Genomic DNA, 17,900 nt, shown 5'->3' with positions numbered 1-17,900 from the left:
AGGTGACGAGGAGGTGCGGGGTGCTGGGTGGCGTGTGCGGTTCAGGCATGGTGCAGGGCGTGCCGATCTCTCAGCGCATCCAGCAAGAGACGATTGTCGATCATTTCGGCACCCCCCAGGATGGCCTGCTTGGCGGCGGACTCGGCAGCTTTCACCAGTTCCGCATGGCTCAGCCCGGCCACACTCTCAGTTACTGAGGACCACCGTACTGTCCTGGTGTCCATTCCCGCGAGCCTCCTGCGCATCACTTCCACCGCCTGCTCAGGCGTGGGCGGCTCGTACGGGATCACCAGATCGAAGCGCCTGAACAGGGCCCGGTCCAAGATCTCGTGATGGTTGGTGGCAGCAACGACCAGGCTCTCCGAGGGAGCCTCGTCCAGAAAGAGCAGGAAAGAATTAAGGATGCGGCGTGCCTCGCCCACATCGTTGCCGATGGCACGCTGCGCGCCGAGTGCATCGAACTCGTCGAAGAGATAGACAGCGCGCGTCTGCGCCACAGCGTCAAAGACCTGCCGCAGCTTTGACGCCGTCTCGCCCATGAAACGGCTGATCAACCCATCCAAACGAATGGTGAAGAGCGGCAGAGAGAGCTCGCCGGCCAGCGCCGCCGCCGTCATGCTCTTGCCAGTGCCGGGTGGCCCTGACAACAGGATGCGGTGCGCCGGGGTGAAACCGAAGCGCTCCAGCCGGGCACGCTGCCGCTGCTCGTGCAGGACCCGGTCCAAGGAAGCCCGGAGCTCTGCTCCGAGGGTCATGTCGTTGAGTCGAAGATCGTGATACCCCGCGCTTAGAAGGTTCGCCAACTCCCCGCGGGGCTGGACCACCGGTGTGGGACTGACCGTGCTCAGGGGCCTCGCCCCCTGTTCCCGCACCGACTCGACAAGGTCACGAAGCTCCACAGCCAACTTGCCATGCCCCTGCCGTGCGGACTTGGCCGCTACCTGGAGGGCAATACTGTAGAACCTGTCGTCATCCGCCTCAGCGTGAGCCCGGACGAGGGCCTTCAGATGTTCAGCGCTGGCCGCCATCCGCGCCACACCTCCCCGTAATCCCGGTGCGCTACCACCGTAGCTGCTTCCACTGACAACGCATCGTACGAGGATCCGACCCCGTGCACTCAATGAGCATGCAGAGGGATTACGCTCCATGCACTGCCAGGTCGGACGTATCTTCGACGCGGTGTGATCGTCTGGTAGCCGCCCAGCTCATAGACGCACGATCATCAGTGTTGTTCCCGCCATAGCTGGCAGTGCCACGCGCGGGGCTGCCCCGCGACCGAGTATGGTCCGTTCGCCTACTGAGGTTCCCAGGTGTCACGGCGTGCCGAAGTTCCGACCGACGCTGATACCGGCACGGAGCTAGACGCCTCATTCCCTGGTAGAACCGCCGACACGGTGAGAGGTCGTGTACCGCAGCGCTTCTCCGCACTTCACCCGTATCCGTGATTGTGAAGGTCGAGCGCGACGTGGCGGATGTCATCCTGCTCCCGGCTCGTTAGCGTCCTGGTGCGCGGAGGATCGGACGCGGAGTGTGGACTGGCAGGGCCTGAGCGCCTGAGATCCTGGCTGTCATGACCTATCGCCGCCCCAATCGTGAACGGGCCTTCAGGCAAGCCCGGCGGACTCTCGCCACGCGCCGTCGGCCGACCCCGCCCTACTTGATCGAAAATGTTGCAGCACCGCTGAGCCTGCCCAGCCTCACCGCAGAGCAACTGCTCCAGTCCTGGGCCGCAGCAGCATCACCCCGCCGTGTCTCAACGCGCTGACTCTCGCGTTTGCCTCGATTGCTGCCCAAAGTCGACTGGGTGAAGGATTGCCTACGGCTCTGCGGATGATGCATTTACACACTGCCGCCGGGAGCTGGCATTGCCTGCGGTATGCCCCTGACACCTCCCATCTGATGGGCATCACGGTAGGCGGCGTAGCAGTGGAGTACCTGCGTGAGAGCACAGGGGGAGCGCCGCGCGTTCTTCGGTACCAAGCGCGGTTCGAACTCGCCGTTGCGATCCCGCGGCACCGCCAGAGCGATCGCGCCGGCATCGGTGAGAACTGTCTTGGGCGAGGTGCCATTGCGGGAGTTCCCCGATCCGTGACCAGCGAGATCGCCCCGCTCATAGCCAAGATGCTCGCTCATCTCGGCTTCCAGAGCCCGCTCCAGAACAGCCTTGGTGATCTCCGTCAGCAGCCCGCCCTCACCGAGGAGAGCCAGCCCGGAAGCATCGGCCTTGTCGAGCAACCGCCCGGCGACCTCATTCACCATCTCGTCCCCGGCCGTAGAGGCAACCGGTTCCGTCTTGTCTGCCATGACTCGTCCGATCCGCCTGGCCCAAGAGCCCGAGGCCGAGCCTCGGGCCAGGCTGTCACATCACGGACTTACGCGATCTTTCAGACACGCTCGCGATACCGAGATCACCGACAGAGTCAAGGGAGTGCGGCGTAGCCTCCCGCCAGCGTGACGCGACAGCGGTTCCGCAACGTCTCGCAGATCGGGCCCATCAGGTGCGGTAGGGGTGTGTCAGGGACATGGGGGTCCGTGCGATGTGGATGGCGTCCTGGGGGAACTGGGGGCCGGCAGTGTAGTAGCGCGCCCGGGTGCGGCCGACGGGCTGGAGGACGCCGCTGGCCGTGAGGTCTCGGAGGTCGCGTTGGGCCTGCTGGAGGCTGAGGTCCTCGGCGTGCTGGTAGCGGGAGCGGCGCACGCGTCCGGCCATGGCGACGTCATGGAGTGCGGTGACGGTGCGTTCGTCGAGGCCCTGGCTGTCGGCGAAGTCGGCGAGGGAGGTCCAGGCGCGGCCCGAGCGGGTGAGGCGGCCCTGGACGGTCTGTGCCTGCTGGTGGTAGGCGGTGAGGTTGAATCTGATCCAGCCAGAAACATCCTGGTCGGGCTGGTACTGGCTGCCCCGGTCGTTGAGCTCGCGGTAGTACTCCCATGTGTTGCCCGGTCGACCCAGCCAGCCCTCGATGGAGGAGAATTCCGGTGCGAGGACTCCTTCTCTGGCGATCATGAGGGTTTGCAGTGAGCGGGACATACGGCCGTTGCCGTCGGCCCAGGGGTGGATGGAGACCAGATGAAGGTGGGCCATGGCGGCCCGCACCAGGGCGTGTGTGCCGTCGCTCTCGTTGAGCCAGTCGACGAGTTCCTGCATCAGACCGGTGACGAGCGGTGCGTCAGGGGCGGTGTAGGCGGCGATGCTCGGATCGCGGGGGTCTGTGACGTAGACGGGGCCCTTGCGCCACTGGCCCGCTGGCCGGCGGATGCTGTGCCGGTGGCCTTGCAGCATCCAGTGAAGACTGTTGAGCAGGCCCTTGCTGTAGGAGAAGTCCTCGACGTCGTGGAGGGTCTGGATGTAGGTCATCATCCGCTGGTAGGCGAGAGTCTCCTCCCGGTTCTCCTCCGAGACGTCGACCTCGGTCTCGCCTTCCATGAGATCCTCGACGTCCACGGTCGACACCTTGAAGCCCTCGATAGAATTCGAGGCTGCTACCGCGTCTGCGGTGAGGAACTTCCGTAGGCCCTCCCTCCACTTCACGGCGGAGGTCTGCACGGCATGCCGCATTGTCTCGCGCATCTGGTCGATCTGATCTAGGACCCGGCGGTCGTCCGTGGTGAGATCAGGCATGGTGAAGAGCATCACCCGATGATATAGTGACGCAATCATCACGTCAATCGGTCGCTTCCGTTTACGGCCCGGGGACTGGCAGGCTCGCACTTCGCGGGGTCGCGTATTCATCGGCAAGGCCGTGTTCACGCCCTGATGGAGTGACGGACGGTGAACCTCTTTCATGCTGGGGTCTGAGGAGTGAAACAGGCTGGTCAGGTGGGGTGACGTAGCAAAGCCCCTCGTCGCTGGTGTGGTGATCTCACTCAACACGCCGACGGCCGGGGGGCTTCGTTGGTTCCGTATCCTTCCACGCTCGACGTCCCGCACGAGCTGGTCGAGCATGTCTCCTGGCTCATCTACACCCGAAGGCGTGAACTTCGCTCGCCGTGGCGGAAGTCGAGCTGCTTCAAGCAAGCCTTGCCGACACTGGCCCATCTGCGGAAGAACGAGACGTTCGCACAGGTCGGCGCTGGGTTCGGGGTGTCGGAGGCGACGGCATGGTGCTACGTCGACGAGACGCTCGAGGTCCTGGCCGCCTGGGCGCCGGGCCTGCGCGAGGCCTTGGTGGGCCTGGGGGAGGGGGACTTCGTCATCGTCGACGGGACCCTCATCCTGACCGACCGCATCAGGGCGGACGAGCCGTACTACTCGCAGAAACACCAGCAGCACGGCATGAACGTACAGGTCATCGCGGCCCCGGACGGAATCCCGCTGTGGTTCTCGCGCGCGACACCGGGACGGACCCGCGACCTCACCGCGGCCCGCGCCCACGGCATCGTCCAAGCGTGCCTGACCCGGCAGATCCTCGTGCTTGCCGACCGGGCCTACCAGGGTGCCGGCGCCACTGTCCGCACCCCCTACTACCACTACAGCGAACAGCCCGAGCACTACCAGCAGTTCAACCGCGACCACGCGCGGCTGCGGGCTCCCGGCGAGCGCGCCTTCGCACAGCTGAAGTCCTGGCGACTGTTACGGCGAGCCCGATGTTCAACCCGGCGTATCGGCACCGTCATCCGAGCCATTCACACACTCTTGAACTGCGACTATTCAAGATGAAAGAGGTTCAGTGAGGTAACGGTCGCGATGGAGGAGCGGATTCTGGCTTATCTCCGAGGCGTGTGGGAGAAGGAAGTAGTGGGCGAGGGCCTGTGGACTCCTCCTTTTCCCGCGTCGCTCCCGGATGACCTTGTGAAAGCGGCTCCGCCGCTGTTCAGCGGCCTTGAAGTTTTGGAGTACGAATGATCCTCTGGATCAACGGTGCGTTCGGTGCGGGGAAGACCGCCACCGCACGGGAACTGATCGAGCTGATCCCGAACAGCACGCTCTTCGACCCCGAGGTCATCGGGGGCACACTCACGCACCTGCTCCCGCCCAAACACCTCGCCGAGGTCGGCGACTTCCAGGACCTGCCGATCTGGCGGCGGCTCGTGGTCGACACCGCGGCCGCCATGCTCGCCGAGCTCGGCGGCGTACTCGTCGTCCCGATGACACTGCTGCGCCAGGAGTACCGCGACGAGATCTTCGGCGGGCTCGCCGCGCGCCGGATCCCCGTCCACCATGTGCTCCTCGCCCCGGCGGAAACGATCCTGCGTGAGCGAATAGCCGGGCGCGAGGTGCCTCCGGAGCTGCCCGACGGCGAGATGCGGGTGCGCCAGTGGTGCTACGACCACATCGAGCCGTACCGTGCCGCCCTCGGCTGGCTCACGGCAGACGCCCACCCCGTGGACACCAGCGCGCTCACCCCGTACGACACCGCCCTGCGCATCGCCGAGGCCGTACGCACCGGGGAGGCACCCGTGTGCGCCATCGTGCAGACCCCCGAACCCACCGCCGAGACGGTCGCCGCCGGGGTGCTCCTCTTCGACGAGAACGACCGGGTCCTGCTCGTCGACCCGACGTACAAGGCCGGCTGGGAGTTCCCCGGCGGAGTGGTCGAGGCGGGCGAGGCCCCCGCCCGCGCCGGGATGCGCGAGGTCACGGAGGAGACCGGCATCACCCTCGACGAGGTGCCCACGCTCCTTGTCATCGACTGGGAGTCGCCCGCACCCCCCGGCTACGGCGGTCTGCGGCTCCTGTTCGACGGCGGACGCCTCGACGAGCAGGCCATCGGCGGACTCCTGCTGCCCGGACCCGAGCTGCGCGGCTGGCGCTTCGTCACCGAGCAGGAGGCGGCCGACCTTCTGCCGCCCGTGCGCTACGAACGACTCCGCTGGGCCCTGCGGGCCCGCGAGCGCGGCGCGGCGCTGTACCTGGAGGCCGGAGTCCCGCTCGGCTGACCCCGCCACCTCCGTCGACGGCATCCTTGACCGGCCGCGGCGCGCACGACGGGTGCCTACGGACCACGGGTCGGTCCGCGCAAAGGGGTGTCGCGGCCTACGGGTCGCCTGCACGGCAGGGGCCCACGTCCGACGACGTGGGCCCCTGCCGTACCGCTGCGGATCAGCTCGCCGCGTAGTTCCGCAGGAACAGCGCCTCCGCGACCGACAGCCGCTCCAGCTCGTCCGGGGAAACGCTCTCGTTCACCGCGTGGATCTGCGCCTCCGGCTCGTTCAGGCCGATGAGCAGGATCTCCGTCTGCGGGTACAGCGAGGCCAGCGTGTTGCAGAGCGGGATCGAGCCGCCCATGCCCGCCGACTGCATCTCCTGGCCCGGGTAGGCGACCGCCATGGCCTCGGCCATCGACGCGTACGCGGGGCTGGACGTGTCGGCGCGGAACGCCTGGCCCTGACCGATCTGCTCGGTGCTCACCCGCGCGCCCCACGGCGTGTGCGCCTCGATGTGCGCCTGCAGCAGCTTCGTCGCCTGGGCCGCGTCGACGCCCGGCGGCACCCGCAGGCTGACCAGCGCTCGGGCACCGGCCTGCACCGACGGCGTCGCGCCGACGACCGGCGGGCAGTCGATGCCGAGCACCGTGACGGCCGGACGCGCCCACACGCGGTCGGCGACGGTGCCGGAGCCGATGAGCTCCACCCCGTCGAGCACCTTGGCGTCCGCACGGAACGCCTGCTCCTCGTACTGCAGGCCGTCCCAGGCGAAGTCGCCCGCCAGGCCGTCGACGGTCGTCGAACCTTCCTCGTCCCGCAGCGAGTCCAGTACGCGGATCAGCGCCGCCAGCGCGTCGGGCGCCGCCCCGCCGAACTGTCCCGAGTGCAGGTTCCCTTCGAGGGTGTCCACCTGCACCCGTACGAGGGTCATGCCGCGCAGGGTCGCGGTGACCGTCGGCAGGCCCGCACGGAAGTTGCCCGCGTCGCCGATGACGATGGTGTCGGCGGTCAGCAGTTCCGGGTGCTCCTCGGCGTACCGCTCCAGACCCCCGGTGCCCTGCTCCTCCGAACCCTCGACGATCACCTTGACGTGCACCGGAACGCCGCCGTTCGCCTTCAGGGCGCGCAGGGCCAGCAGATGCATGACGACGCCGCCCTTGCAGTCGGCGCTGCCCCGCCCGTACCAGCGGCCGTCGCGCTCCACCAGCTCGAACGGCGGTGTCGCCCAGGACCCTTCGTCCAGCGGCGGCTGCACGTCGTAGTGCGCGTACAGCAGGACCGTCTTCGCGCCCTCGGGTCCGGGAAGGAAGCCGTACACCGACTGCGTGCCGTCCGGGGTGTCGAGCAGAGCGACGTCCTGGAAGCCCTCGGAGCGCAGCGCGTCGGCGATCCAGTTCGCGGCGCCCTCGCTCTCGCTTCTGGGGAATTGGTCGAAGTCCGCCACCGATTTGAAGGCGACCAGCTCGGTGAGCTCCGCCTTCGCCCGGGGCATGAGCGAGGCGACGGTCTCGGCGACCGGATTCGACGACATGGGCACGCTCCTCGTAGGTGCGACGTTGTACTTCTGTGTACAGATGATCGGGTGATGCGTATTGGTGTGCAGGACGCATACGCTGCCGATCCTCCCACAGCGGCCTGCGGCGATGCCCGCCGTAGGATGCGGGAGACAGGTGCGGCAGACGGCTGGACTGGGAGCAGTAGACCAACGTGAGCAGCGAGAACTCTTCGGCGGACGACGGGCGACGTACGGCGGACGACGGGCAGCAGGTGTGGGACGTCGTGGTCGTCGGCGCGGGACCGGCGGGCGCCTCGGCCGCCTACGCGGCAGCGGTCGCGGGACGCAGCGTCCTGCTGCTGGAGAAAGCCGAACTGCCCCGCTACAAAACGTGCGGCGGTGGCATCATCGGCCCCTCGCGCGACGCCCTGCCACCCGGCTTCGAACTGCCGTTCAGAGACCGGGTGCACGCGGTCACCTTCTCGATGGACGGCAAGTTCGCCCGCACCCGGCGGTCCCGGCACATGCTGTTCGGGCTGATCAACCGGCCGGAGTTCGACCAGCAACTCGTCGAGTTCGCGCAGAAGGCGGGCGCCGAGCTGCGTACGGGTGTCACGGTCTCGCGCGTCGAGCAGCACGGGTCGGCGGTGCCGGACCGGCGCACCGTCGCCGTGGTCCTGCAAGGCGGTGAGACCGTGCTGGCGCGTGCGGTGGTCGGCGCGGACGGCAGTGCGAGCCGGATAGGAGCGCACGTCGGGGTGAAGCTCGACCAGGTCGATCTCGGTCTGGAGGCCGAGATCCCGGTGCCGGAGACGGTCGCCGAGGACTGGCAGGGGCGCGTCCTGATCGACTGGGGCCCCATGCCCGGCAGTTACGGGTGGGTCTTCCCGAAGGGGGACACGCTCACCGTCGGCGTGATCTCAGCGCGCGGTGAAGGTGCCGCCACCAAGCGGTACTTGGAGGACTTCATCGCCCGGCTCGGCCTCGCCGGCTTCGAACCGGCCATCTCCTCGGGCCACTTGACGCGCTGCCGCGCCGACGACTCGCCGCTGTCACGCGGCCGGGTCCTCGTCTGCGGCGACGCGGCGGGACTGCTCGAACCCTGGACCCGGGAGGGCATCTCGTTCGCGTTGCGCTCCGGGCGACTGGCGGGCGAGTGGGCGGTCCGGATCGCCGAGGCGCACGACGCGGTGGACGCCCGCCGACAGGCCCTCAACTACGCCTTCGCGATCAAGGCCGGGCTCGGCATCGAGATGAGCGTCGGAAAGCGCCTGCTCGCGGCCTTCGAGCGTCGTCCCGGCATGTTCCACGCGGGACTCACCGGCTTGCGTCCGGTGTGGAAGGCCTTCACGGGGATCACCCGCGGCTCCACCACGCTCGGCGAGATCATCCGCTCCCACCCGATGGTCGGACGCGCCCTGACGGCGATCGACCGCGGGCCGCAGGCGGCGGACGGCGAGCAGGAGTAGGCGAACAGCCGGAGGGGAGCAGGAGGAGGGGAGCGGCGGTAGGGGAGGTGGCCGCCGTCGACCGCACTCGATCGTCGGCCGCCCTCGAACCTCGAACCTCGGCCCTCCCTCGATCCTCCGCCGCCTCGAAGGTGGGGCCGCCGAGGTGGAGGAGCGGCGGCGGCGACCGTCGTCAGCTCGTGACCGTGATCCGGAAGACCGGGTGGTCGGGAGCGATGCGCCGCAGCTCCTCGTCGGACGAGTCGGGGCCGACGCCGCCGAAGAACACCCCGACCTCGGCCTTCCAGCGCTTGAGGTAGGCGCGCAGCAGGGAGACCTTGTCGTCGTCGGCGACCTCGACGGCGGTGAAGGTGTCGACCTTCTTGCCGAGGCGCAGCTCGCCGGCGCCGGCCGCCCGCATGTTGTGCGTCCACTGGACATGTCCGCGAGGGGCCACGAGGTACTGCTCGCCGTCCACGGTAAGCAGGTTGACCGGCGTCGTGCGCCACTCGCCGCTCTTGCGGCCCCGGACGGCCAGGACGCGTGAACCCCAGACGCTGATGCCGCGCCTGGTCACCCAGGCCACGGCGCGGTTGAAGACGTTGACGGTGAACCAGCCCGGCTTCTGGACGTGTGTGGACACGGTGACCCCTCGAGATCTGTGATGAGAGCGCCGATCTCTTTTGTGAGCACCGCTCTCGCTTGAGAAGAGTCTGCATCAGATCGGTGATCCAATGCAAGAGCACTGCTCTCGTTTTTGTGCGCCGCTTTCCCCGGTGGGCGCTGATCCCGAAGTGGAGCACTGATCCAGATTCGGATCACTGCTCACTTTTGTGTGCACCGCTCTGGATTCGTGGGACACTGCTCCCCATGAGTACCGCGCGAGGGGCACGTGCCCGAGCCAGGATCGAGGTCACCGCCGCCATCAAGGAAGAGGCGCGCAGCCAGCTCGCCGCGGAGGGCGCCGCCAAGCTCTCGCTGCGGGCCGTGGCCCGTGAGCTCGGGATGGTCTCGTCCGCGCTGTACAGGTACTTCCCCAGCAGGGACGACCTGTTGACCGCGCTCATCATCGACGCCTACGACTCCCTGGGTGAGGCCGCCGAGTCGGCGCACGCCGAGGTGGCCGCCGCCGGTCCCCGCGAGCGCTGGATCACCGTGTGCGTGGCGGCTCGGCGCTGGGCGCTGGGGCATCCGCACGAGTACGCGCTCATCTACGGTTCCCCCGTCCCCGGGTACACGGCGCCGCAGGAGACGGTTCCGGCCGCCTCCCGGGTCGGCCTGCTCCTGATCGGCATCGTCCGGGACGCGTACCGGGGCAAGGGTGTGGCCCGTACGCCGCTGCCCGACGAACTGAAGGCCGAGGCGCAGCGGATCTCCGCCGATCTCGCGCCCGATCTGCCGCCCGAGGTGATCGTGGCGCTGGTGGCCGCGTGGGCACAGCTCTACGGGCTGATCGGATTCGAGCTGTTCGGCCAGTTCAACCGGGTCGTGGAGGACCGTGAACCGTTCTTCCGGCATGCCGTGGGCCGGCTCGCGCACGACGTGGGGCTCGTCCATCCGGAGCCGGGCGCGACCGCCGGCGGTACGCCTTCGTCGTAGGCCGGGACCACCTCCGGCGTGGGCCCGGGCTCACCGACGCCGTACTCCGCGGGGAGTACGGGTGATCACCTCGCCCGGCGGACGCCGTAGGAGTGTCCGTCCGTCTAGCGTGACGGTCATGGAAGAGCAGCACACGCCCGCGGGTCCGACGTGGGGCGGTCCACCGCGGCGGTGGCACGGGCCGCCCGGGTGGAGCCGGTGGAACGACGAGGAGCGCCGCGCGCGCTGGCCGTGGCGTTCCACGCTGCTGCTGACCGCGTTCGTGCTCCTCGGCTCCAACTTCGCGGCCCACGCCCAGCACGGCGACCGGCTCGCCCTGGACTTCTTCGCCAGGGCACTCCTCGTGGTGGGCTCCGGTCTGCTGCTCTGGCGGCAGCGGTACCCCGTGTTCGTCGTGTTCGGAACCGCTGCCGTCGCCCTGGTCTATTTGGCCGCGGGATACCCGTACGGTCCGGTCTTCCTTCCTGTCGCCGTCGGCTGCTTCAGCGCCGTGGTCGCCGGGCACCGCCGGGCCGCCTGGACGGCGGTCGGCCTGCTGTGGGCAGGGCATCTCGTGGTGGCCCACTGGCTGTACCGCGGACTGCCTCCGACGGGCGACGGCCCCCCTTCCTGGATGCAGGAGATCGGCATCGCCACCTGGGTCGTGGCGGTGCTGGCGCTGTCGGAACTGGTCCGGGTGCGCCGTGAGCAGTGGGCCCGCGACCGCGCGGAGCGCGCGCAGGCCGCCCGGCGGCGCGCGGACGAGGAGCGGCTGCGGATCGCCCGAGAACTGCACGACGTGCTGGCGCACAGCATCTCGGTGATCAACGTCCAGGCGGGCGTCGGCCTGGCGCTGCTGGACTCCGACCCCGAGCAGGCGCGTACGGCGCTCACCACCATCAAGGCGGCCAGCAAGGAGGCGCTGGGCGAGGTCCGCCAGGTGCTCGACACGCTGCGCGCACCCGGTGAGGCGCCGCGCGCGCCCGCGCCGGGGCTGGACCGGCTCCCCGAACTGGTCGAGCAGGCGGCGGACGCCGGTCTGACGGTCGAGATCGAGGGCGAGGTCCCGACGCCGTCGCCCGGCACGGATCTCGCCGCGTTCCGCATCGTCCAGGAGGCGCTCACCAACGTCGTACGGCATTCGGGTTCGCGCCGCGCGCGCGTGCGGCTCGATCACGCGGAGGGCGCGCTGCGACTGCGGATCGACGACGACGGGCCGGCCACCGGCGTGGACGCGGGCGGCAGCGGCAATGGGCTCGCGGGTATGCGGGAGCGGGCGGCGGCACTGGGTGGCACGATCGAGGCGGGTCCGCGCGACGACGGAGGGTTCCGGGTGCTGGCCGTACTGCCGTGGAAGGTCAAGGAGGACCGGTGATCCGCGTACTGCTCGCCGACGACCAGTCACTGGTCAGGGCCGGCTTCAAGGCGCTTCTCGACGCGCAGCCGGACATCGAGGTGGCCGGAGAGGCCGCCGACGGCGAGGAAGCGGTGCGCGCCGTCCGTGAACTGCGTCCCGACGTCGTCCTGATGGACATCCGGATGCCCCTGCTGGACGGCCTCGCCGCCACGCGCCGCATCACCGGCGATGCGGACCTGAAGGAGGTCAAGGTGGTCATGCTCACCACCTTCGAGCTCGACGAATACGTCTTCGAGGCCATCCGTTCCGGTGCTTCCGGCTTCCTGGTCAAGGACACCGAGCCCGAGGAACTGCTGCGGGCGGTACGGGCGGTGGTCGAGGGCGACGCCCTGCTCTCGCCCGGGGTGACGCGCCGGCTGATCTCCGAGTTCGCGGCCCGTTCCAAGGAACCCGAGTCCGCCGGGTCGCTCGCCGAACTCACCGAACGGGAGAGGGAGGTGATGGCCCTGGTCGGCATCGGCCTCTCGAACGACGAGATCGCCCGCCGCCTGGTCGTCAGCCCGCTCACGGCCAAGACCCATGTCAGCCGGACGATGGTGAAGCTGGGGGCCCGCGACCGGGCCCAACTGGTCGTGCTGGCCTATGAGTCGGGGTTGGTGCGACCGGGCTGGCTGGGCTGAGGCTCCGCTTCGTCGGGGAAGCGGAACAGTACGGTGGCCACCCGTAGGGCGAAGAGGACGGCGGCCAGGCCGGCCCCCGCGGTGACGAGGGCCCGTACCGTGCCGTGCGACAGGTCCAGGAAGAGGGCGGGCCCGCTGACGACCCCGAAGGCGACCGCCGCGACGAACGCCGCGCTGGCCAAGGCGTATCCGATCTCGACAGTGGCCGCGTCCCGCTGCGCCTGGGTGCGCCGAGCGCGTGTCCCTTGCGTGTGGGCGCGGTAACTGTCGGCGCTCTCCCCGTTGTTGCTCATGCGTCGAGTCAACAGGCTTGCGCCCGGCGGGGCAAGGACCCGCCGGGCGCGTGCGTCGGAAGCGTCCCCTAGTCGCGGACGGCGACACGCTCCGACTCCGACTCCGCCGCCTTCCGGACGGACTGGGCGACGACGACGGACTCCTGAGGGCGTCGTGTCCGCAGGCCGGGCAGAGTGATCAGCAGCCCCACGAAGGCGATGCCGGTCACCACCATCAGGCCGGGCCGGTAGCTGTCGAGAACGTCCTGGGGCGAGGAGCCCTCGGAGGAGTTGGCGGTGACGACCGCCGTCACGACCGCGAGGAAGATCGCGCCGCCGACCTGCACGGAGGTGTTGAGCAGGCCCGAGACCATGCCCTGCTCGTGGTCGTCGACGCCGTTGGTCGCCTGGATGTTGAGGGACGGGAAGACCAGGGCGCACGCGGCGCCGATCAGCAGCATGGTCGGCAGGATGACCGCCGCGTAGACCGGGTCGAGGTCGACGCGGAGGAAGAGCGCGTATCCGACGACCATCAGGGCGAAGCCCGTCGCGATGAGCCGGGGTGTGCCGAACCGGTCGACGATGGCCCCCACCTTCGTGGAGGACAGCGCCACCAGCGCGCCGGCCGGCAGGAAGGCGAGCGCGGTGTGCAGGGCCGACCAGCCCAGCAGCGACTGCATGTACAGCGTCACCAGGAACTGGAATCCGACGTACGAGCCGAAGAACGCCATCGCGCCGAGCTGGGCCCGGATCTGGCTGCCGGAACGCAGGACGCCGAGCCGGATCAGCGGGCTCGGGCTGCGTCGCTCGACGCCGACGAAGACGGTGAGCAGTACGGCGACGGCGAGGAAGGACAGCAGGGTGCGGGCCGATCCCCAGCCGGCCTCGGGCGCTTGGACGACCGTGAAGACGAGCAACAGCATCGAAGCGGTGCCGAGGATGGCGCCCGGGATGTCGTAGCCGCGGTGGTCCTTCTCGCGCTCGCTGCGCGGGATGAGCTTCAGGCCCGCGAACAGGGCGACGACGGCGATGGGCGCGGGAAGCAGCATGGTCAGCCGCCAGCTCGCCTCGGTGAGCAGACCGGACAGGACCAGGCCCATGGAGAAGCCGGTGGCCGCGCAGGTGGTGTAGATGGAGAGCGCGCGGTTGCGCAGCGGGCCCTCGGCGAAGGTCGTGGTGATGATCGACAGGCCCGCGGGCGCGGTGAACGCGGCGCTCAGGCCCTTGATGAAACGGCTGGCGATCAGCAGCGGGCCCGAGTCGACGAGCCCGCCGAGCAGCGAGGCGAGCGCGAACACTCCGAGGGCCACCAGGAAGACCTGGCGGCGGCCCAGCAGGTCGGCCGTGCGTCCGCCGAGGAGGAGCAGCCCGCCGTAACCCAGGATGTAGCCGCTGACGATCCATTGAAGTGTCGAGGTGGAGAGGTCGAGTTCGGAGCCGATGGACGGCAGTGCGACGCCGACCATCGACACGTCCAGCGCGTCCAGGAACATCGCGGCGCAGAGCACGAGCAGGGTGCCCCACAGACGGGGGGTCCAGCGTCCCTGGGGCGCGGGGTGGGTGAGCGGAGAGGTCATGGGTCCGACAGTACATGCACATGCATTCAATGCAAGCGCATTTAATTCCGATGCAACAAAGTCGATTCTTTGCTACGGTGCGGGCATGGCGGCGAAGAATGCCGAGCAAGGGCTCGTGGACCAGTGGCGCGACATCCTCGCGGTGCACGCCCGCACCCTCTGTGAGCTCGACCGCGAACTGCATCGACACGGCCTGGGCGCCAGCGACTTCGAGGTCCTCGACGTGCTGGCGGAGGGCACCGCGGCGGACGGCGGCCCCTCCTACCGTGTCCAGGAGATCGCCGAGCGCGTCCACCTCAGCCAGAGCGCCCTGTCCCGGCTGATCGGCCGCCTCGAGAAGGACGGTCTCGTGACGCGCGGAATGTGCCCGGAGGACCGGCGGGGTGTGCGCGTGTGCATCACGTCGAAGGGGCGTGAACTGCACGGCGAGGTGAAGCCGTTGCAGCGCGCGGTCCTCACCCGGATGCTGGCGGGCGGCCCGGCGGCCTCCTGCGAGTGACCGGGCGGTCCCGCCGCCGTGGTCGCCAGGGCGGCCCGTTTCAGGCCGGGCGAGGGGCCACGGCCGTGCGTTCGGGCGCGAGGGGAGCCACGGCCCTCCGGTTGCGGGCGCCCAGGCCACTCGTCGGCCGTCTCCGGGCGCCCCGGACCCCGGCTTCGGGCGCCCAGCACCCGGCTTCGGCTATCAGCTCCAGGTGATTCCGGACGTCTCCCGCCACAGGCCGGCGAGCGAGGGGTCCCCCGTCACGCTCGGGAACGGCACACGGTTCCACAGCGCCAGGTAGAGCCGAGCGGCCGGACCTGCCAGCTCACAGTCCACCTCCGCATGTACGTCCACCTGGGCGTGCTCCCCGCGTTCGCTGAGCGGCGGCCGGGACGAGAGCCGTACGGTCCACACGGCGTCCGGGCGGTCGGTGGCGCGCACGCGCAGCACGCGAGGCTCCTCGGTACGCACCCTGCTCCTCGAGCGCCCGTGGAACCCGCGCAGCAACTCGTCGATCCCGTCGACCGCGACGTCCGTTGGGATCACGGTCGCCTCCCCGCCGAGCGCCGATTCGGCGTCGACCCTGTGCACGGTGGTCTCGTGCGCCTGCCTGCGCGCCCAGAAGGCGAGTGGCGAGGGCGCGGGCAGGAAGCTCCAGCACCGCAGGTCCGGCGAGGCGCCCGCCAGGGTGTCCACGAGCGTTCGGTGCCCCTCCTTGAACCAGGTCAGCAGCTCGTCCTCGTCGAGATCCGGCAGTCCGCCGTCGGGGTGGTACGAGGTGTATTCCTCCGCGACGAACGCGGTGGCCCAGCGGTGGACCATGCCCGTGTGCCGCACCAGATCCCTGACCTGCCAGCCGGGACAGGTCGCGACCTTGGCCTCGACACCCGCCTCCACCGCGGCCGCGACCAGCAACCGGCCTTCCCTGTCCAGGGTTTCCACGAATTCCGGAATCTCCATGCCGCGAGTGTGCCGGATGCGGGGCCGTCGGGGGAGTAGGGGGCGGCGGAGCGGGGAGCCTGGCGCTCCGCCCTCACCCGACTTCTTGAGACCGACACCTCTACGGCCGGTCGTGCCGCTTATCTCGTCCTGAACGAGGCGTGGCCCTGGTAGGCCCTGGCCTTCTGCGTCGGCCTCGCCTGCGCATCGGGGGCGCGTCCGCCGCCCTGGCCGCGGCGTCCCTGGCAGTGGCTGTCACCGCCTGCTGCGCGGTATACGCCACCGCACACGCGGTGCTGATCCACCGGCCGCAGCGGCGGGAAAGGTAACGCCACGGCGCGATGTCGTCGGGGTCGGCCAGGTTGCGCGGACGACTGAAAAGGATCCGCTCGGGCGGCCGCCGACGCCCCGTCAGGACGTAACAGGCCAAGGACCTTTGCGTCCATGGGTCTCCTCTTCCAACCCCCGTGACCTGCGGCGAAAGTAGTTCCTGCCACCGGGCGTCACACCCGAGACATCCTTCACAGCTGCACCTGCAGGGCAGCTGTCTGGGCCGGGGAAATGCCTTCGCCCGCTCGACTCACATGCCGCAGGAGACACCATGAAGCTGAGCCATGCCATCCGCCGTACCACCGCCGCCGCGGTCGCCGTCGGCGCGATGTCCCTCGGACTGGTCGCGATCACCGGCGGCGCCGCACACGCCGTCGCCTCGTGCACCGGCAACGTGTCGATCTACGGCACACTGTCCGACGGCCGGCTGACGTACACGCAGATCGAGCCGAACACCGGCGACCGCGTCAAGACGCTCATCGGCCCGAACCTCGGCTTCACGCCCAAGGCGATGGCGACCCTCAACTTCAACACCGTCCTGGTCACCTCGACCACCGGTGACCTCTACCGGGTCGACGTGCAGACCAACAACACATCCCTCGCGGTCGCGGGCGTCGTCAAGATCTGGGACGGCGGCTGGACCTTCGACAAGATGGTCTACGACGGCGCCGGCCATCTCTACGGGACGGTCGACGGACAGCTCCACCAGTACTTGGTGTCGCAGGACAAGCCCTCGGGGTCGGCCCACATAGGCCAGCACGTCGTGATCGACACCGGCTTCGTCCTCAAGACGCTGGCCGCCGCGGGCGACGACCGCATCATCGCCTCGACCTCGGACGGCCGACTGCTCAGCTACAAGATCAACGGCGTGAACGACTGGGACCGCTCGGTCCTGAAGTCGAGTGGCTGGTCGGCGGTGGACTCGCTCTCCTCGCCGGGTGGAGGCCTCTACTACGGCCGTACCGGCGGCGGCATGTACTGGTACCACGACTCGGACCCGACCGACGGTGACGGCAGCGACATCGCCTACCACCCCAACGACCCGGTGGACGCGTCCGGTTGGACCCAGACCCTGTTGTCGGCCTACGCGGACAACTGCGCCTACGTGGCACCGGCCCCGCCGAAGTCCGTGCAGGGCGGCACGATCTACCGCAACGAGGTCATGACCCGGGCCAAGGACTGGTACAACCGCAACGTCCAGTACAGCCAGACCGCCTACGCCACCGACATCGAGGGCGACGACTCCTATCGCACCGACTGCTCCGGCTTCGTCTCCATGGCCTGGCACCTCACCACCTCGCTGACGACCGAATCCCTCCCCAGCGCGGGTACGCAGATCTCCAAGGCCGACCTCAGGCCCGGTGACGCGCTGAACGACTACTCCGAGCACGTGGTCCTCTTCGCGGGCTGGAAGGACCAGGACGCGGGCACCTTCTACTACTACTCCGAGGGCAGCCCGTCCTCGGACATGAACTACTCGACCGCGAACGTCTACAGCGGCACCATCGACAGCCACCCGGCCTCGTCGTACATCGCCCTGCGCTACGACAAGATCGCCTGACGCCCCTCCCGCTTCCTCGAAGGCCCCGCCGGTTCCCGGCGGGGCCTTCGAGGCGTCCGTGGCCCCCCACCGGCCGAGGCGGCGGACCTCACCACCGTGCCCGCCAGGGCCGAGGGCCGCATTCCTGGCGGTGCGGAGCCGGCCGGGGCTGGGCGGGGCGGTGCGGAGCCGGCCGGGGTGGCGCCGTACTCGGCAGACGCTCGCAGCGCGTCCGACGCGGGCTGGGCTCCCACCGTCGACCACACCGCCGAGTCCGGCGGGGCTTCCCGGGCTGACTTGTGAGCAACGTCGTCGGCGGTGCCCGGGGTCGTGCCGGG

At 69.3% G+C, this 17,900-nt stretch carries 15 protein-coding genes and 1 pseudogene; 8 read left to right on the top strand and 8 right to left on the bottom strand.

The annotated features are described in order from the left end of the window. Nucleotides 1-41: 41 nt before the first annotated feature. The 3 genes from OG788_RS07630 to OG788_RS07620 form a co-directional block, all read right to left on the bottom strand. Nucleotides 42-1,028 carry an AAA family ATPase gene (locus OG788_RS07630; protein ID WP_406369666.1) on the bottom strand — a complete coding sequence of 329 codons (987 nt, stop codon included), beginning with the start codon at nucleotides 1,026-1,028 and terminating at the stop codon, nucleotides 42-44. A gap of 811 nt (nucleotides 1,029-1,839) precedes the next feature. Continuing rightward, nucleotides 1,840-2,304 (bottom strand): transposase, encoded by a 465-nt coding sequence (locus tag OG788_RS07625; RefSeq protein WP_406369665.1) that lies wholly within the window; start codon nucleotides 2,302-2,304, stop codon nucleotides 1,840-1,842. Between the two features lie 190 nt (nucleotides 2,305-2,494). Next, the gene (locus OG788_RS07620; protein WP_406369664.1) at nucleotides 2,495-3,631 is read right to left on the bottom strand and encodes a Fic family protein; all 1,137 of its coding nucleotides are present in this window, start codon (nucleotides 3,629-3,631) and stop codon (nucleotides 2,495-2,497) included. 220 nt (nucleotides 3,632-3,851) lie between these two features. Here OG788_RS07620 and OG788_RS07615 point away from each other — a divergent pair. Both OG788_RS07615 and OG788_RS07610 read left to right on the top strand, forming a co-directional pair. Continuing rightward, a pseudogene (locus OG788_RS07615) lies at nucleotides 3,852-4,657 on the top strand (transposase family protein). A 182-nt stretch (nucleotides 4,658-4,839) separates the two neighbouring features. Next, the gene (locus OG788_RS07610; RefSeq protein WP_406369663.1) at nucleotides 4,840-5,877 is read left to right on the top strand and encodes an NUDIX hydrolase; all 1,038 of its coding nucleotides are present in this window, start codon (nucleotides 4,840-4,842) and stop codon (nucleotides 5,875-5,877) included. Between the two features lie 163 nt (nucleotides 5,878-6,040). Here the strand turns inward: OG788_RS07610 and OG788_RS07605 are convergent, their stop codons facing one another. After that, entirely contained in the window at nucleotides 6,041-7,396 is a 1,356-nt protein-coding gene (locus OG788_RS07605) for a dipeptidase (protein WP_351542221.1), read from the bottom strand. Nucleotides 7,397-7,572: 176 nt separating this feature from the next. Between OG788_RS07605 and OG788_RS07600 the strand changes: the two genes are divergently transcribed. Continuing rightward, a complete protein-coding gene (locus OG788_RS07600) occupies nucleotides 7,573-8,829 on the top strand; it encodes a geranylgeranyl reductase family protein (RefSeq protein ID WP_406369662.1) in 1,257 nt (418 codons plus the stop codon). A gap of 172 nt (nucleotides 8,830-9,001) precedes the next feature. Here OG788_RS07600 and OG788_RS07595 read toward each other — a convergent pair whose 3' ends face one another. Continuing rightward, nucleotides 9,002-9,451 (bottom strand): nitroreductase family deazaflavin-dependent oxidoreductase, encoded by a 450-nt coding sequence (locus tag OG788_RS07595; protein ID WP_406369661.1) that lies wholly within the window; start codon nucleotides 9,449-9,451, stop codon nucleotides 9,002-9,004. A 227-nt stretch (nucleotides 9,452-9,678) separates the two neighbouring features. Between OG788_RS07595 and OG788_RS07590 the strand changes: the two genes are divergently transcribed. The 3 genes from OG788_RS07590 to OG788_RS07580 all read left to right on the top strand — a co-directional run bounded on the left by OG788_RS07590 (nucleotide 9,679) and on the right by OG788_RS07580 (nucleotide 12,423). Further along, complete coding sequence (locus tag OG788_RS07590) at nucleotides 9,679-10,407, top strand: TetR/AcrR family transcriptional regulator (RefSeq protein WP_406369660.1); 729 nt, start codon at nucleotides 9,679-9,681, stop codon at nucleotides 10,405-10,407. Nucleotides 10,408-10,525: 118 nt separating this feature from the next. Continuing rightward, complete coding sequence (locus tag OG788_RS07585) at nucleotides 10,526-11,761, top strand: sensor histidine kinase (protein WP_406369659.1); 1,236 nt, start codon at nucleotides 10,526-10,528, stop codon at nucleotides 11,759-11,761. Beyond that, nucleotides 11,758-12,423 carry a response regulator gene (locus OG788_RS07580; RefSeq protein WP_406369658.1) on the top strand — a complete coding sequence of 222 codons (666 nt, stop codon included), beginning with the start codon at nucleotides 11,758-11,760 and terminating at the stop codon, nucleotides 12,421-12,423. Before OG788_RS07585 ends, OG788_RS07580 begins: the two co-directional genes overlap by 4 nt. Here the strand turns inward: OG788_RS07580 and OG788_RS07575 are convergent. Both OG788_RS07575 and OG788_RS07570 read right to left on the bottom strand, forming a co-directional pair. Next, complete coding sequence (locus tag OG788_RS07575) at nucleotides 12,384-12,716, bottom strand: DUF6332 family protein (RefSeq protein ID WP_406369657.1); 333 nt, start codon at nucleotides 12,714-12,716, stop codon at nucleotides 12,384-12,386. The genes OG788_RS07580 and OG788_RS07575 overlap by 40 nt on opposite strands. Before the next feature lie 68 nt (nucleotides 12,717-12,784). After that, the gene (locus OG788_RS07570; protein ID WP_406369656.1) at nucleotides 12,785-14,272 is read right to left on the bottom strand and encodes an MFS transporter; all 1,488 of its coding nucleotides are present in this window, start codon (nucleotides 14,270-14,272) and stop codon (nucleotides 12,785-12,787) included. Between the two features lie 85 nt (nucleotides 14,273-14,357). Between OG788_RS07570 and OG788_RS07565 the strand changes: the two genes are divergently transcribed. Then, nucleotides 14,358-14,771 carry a MarR family transcriptional regulator gene (locus OG788_RS07565; RefSeq protein ID WP_356750236.1) on the top strand — a complete coding sequence of 138 codons (414 nt, stop codon included), beginning with the start codon at nucleotides 14,358-14,360 and terminating at the stop codon, nucleotides 14,769-14,771. A gap of 183 nt (nucleotides 14,772-14,954) precedes the next feature. Here OG788_RS07565 and OG788_RS07560 read toward each other — a convergent pair whose 3' ends face one another. Next, nucleotides 14,955-15,713 carry a maleylpyruvate isomerase family mycothiol-dependent enzyme gene (locus OG788_RS07560; RefSeq protein WP_406369655.1) on the bottom strand — a complete coding sequence of 253 codons (759 nt, stop codon included), beginning with the start codon at nucleotides 15,711-15,713 and terminating at the stop codon, nucleotides 14,955-14,957. Nucleotides 15,714-16,293: 580 nt separating this feature from the next. On the opposite strand from OG788_RS07560, the gene OG788_RS07555 reads away from it, so the two are divergent. Further along, nucleotides 16,294-17,583 carry a hypothetical protein gene (locus OG788_RS07555; protein WP_406369654.1) on the top strand — a complete coding sequence of 430 codons (1,290 nt, stop codon included), beginning with the start codon at nucleotides 16,294-16,296 and terminating at the stop codon, nucleotides 17,581-17,583. The last annotated feature ends 317 nt before the right edge of the window (nucleotides 17,584-17,900 follow it).

The organism is Streptomyces sp. NBC_00647 (genome assembly GCF_045207245.1).
Classification (GTDB): Bacteria; Actinomycetota; Actinomycetes; order Streptomycetales; family Streptomycetaceae; genus Streptomyces.
Note: the sequence above shows the minus strand (reverse complement) of the source record. Positions and strands in the feature narration are given on the sequence as shown.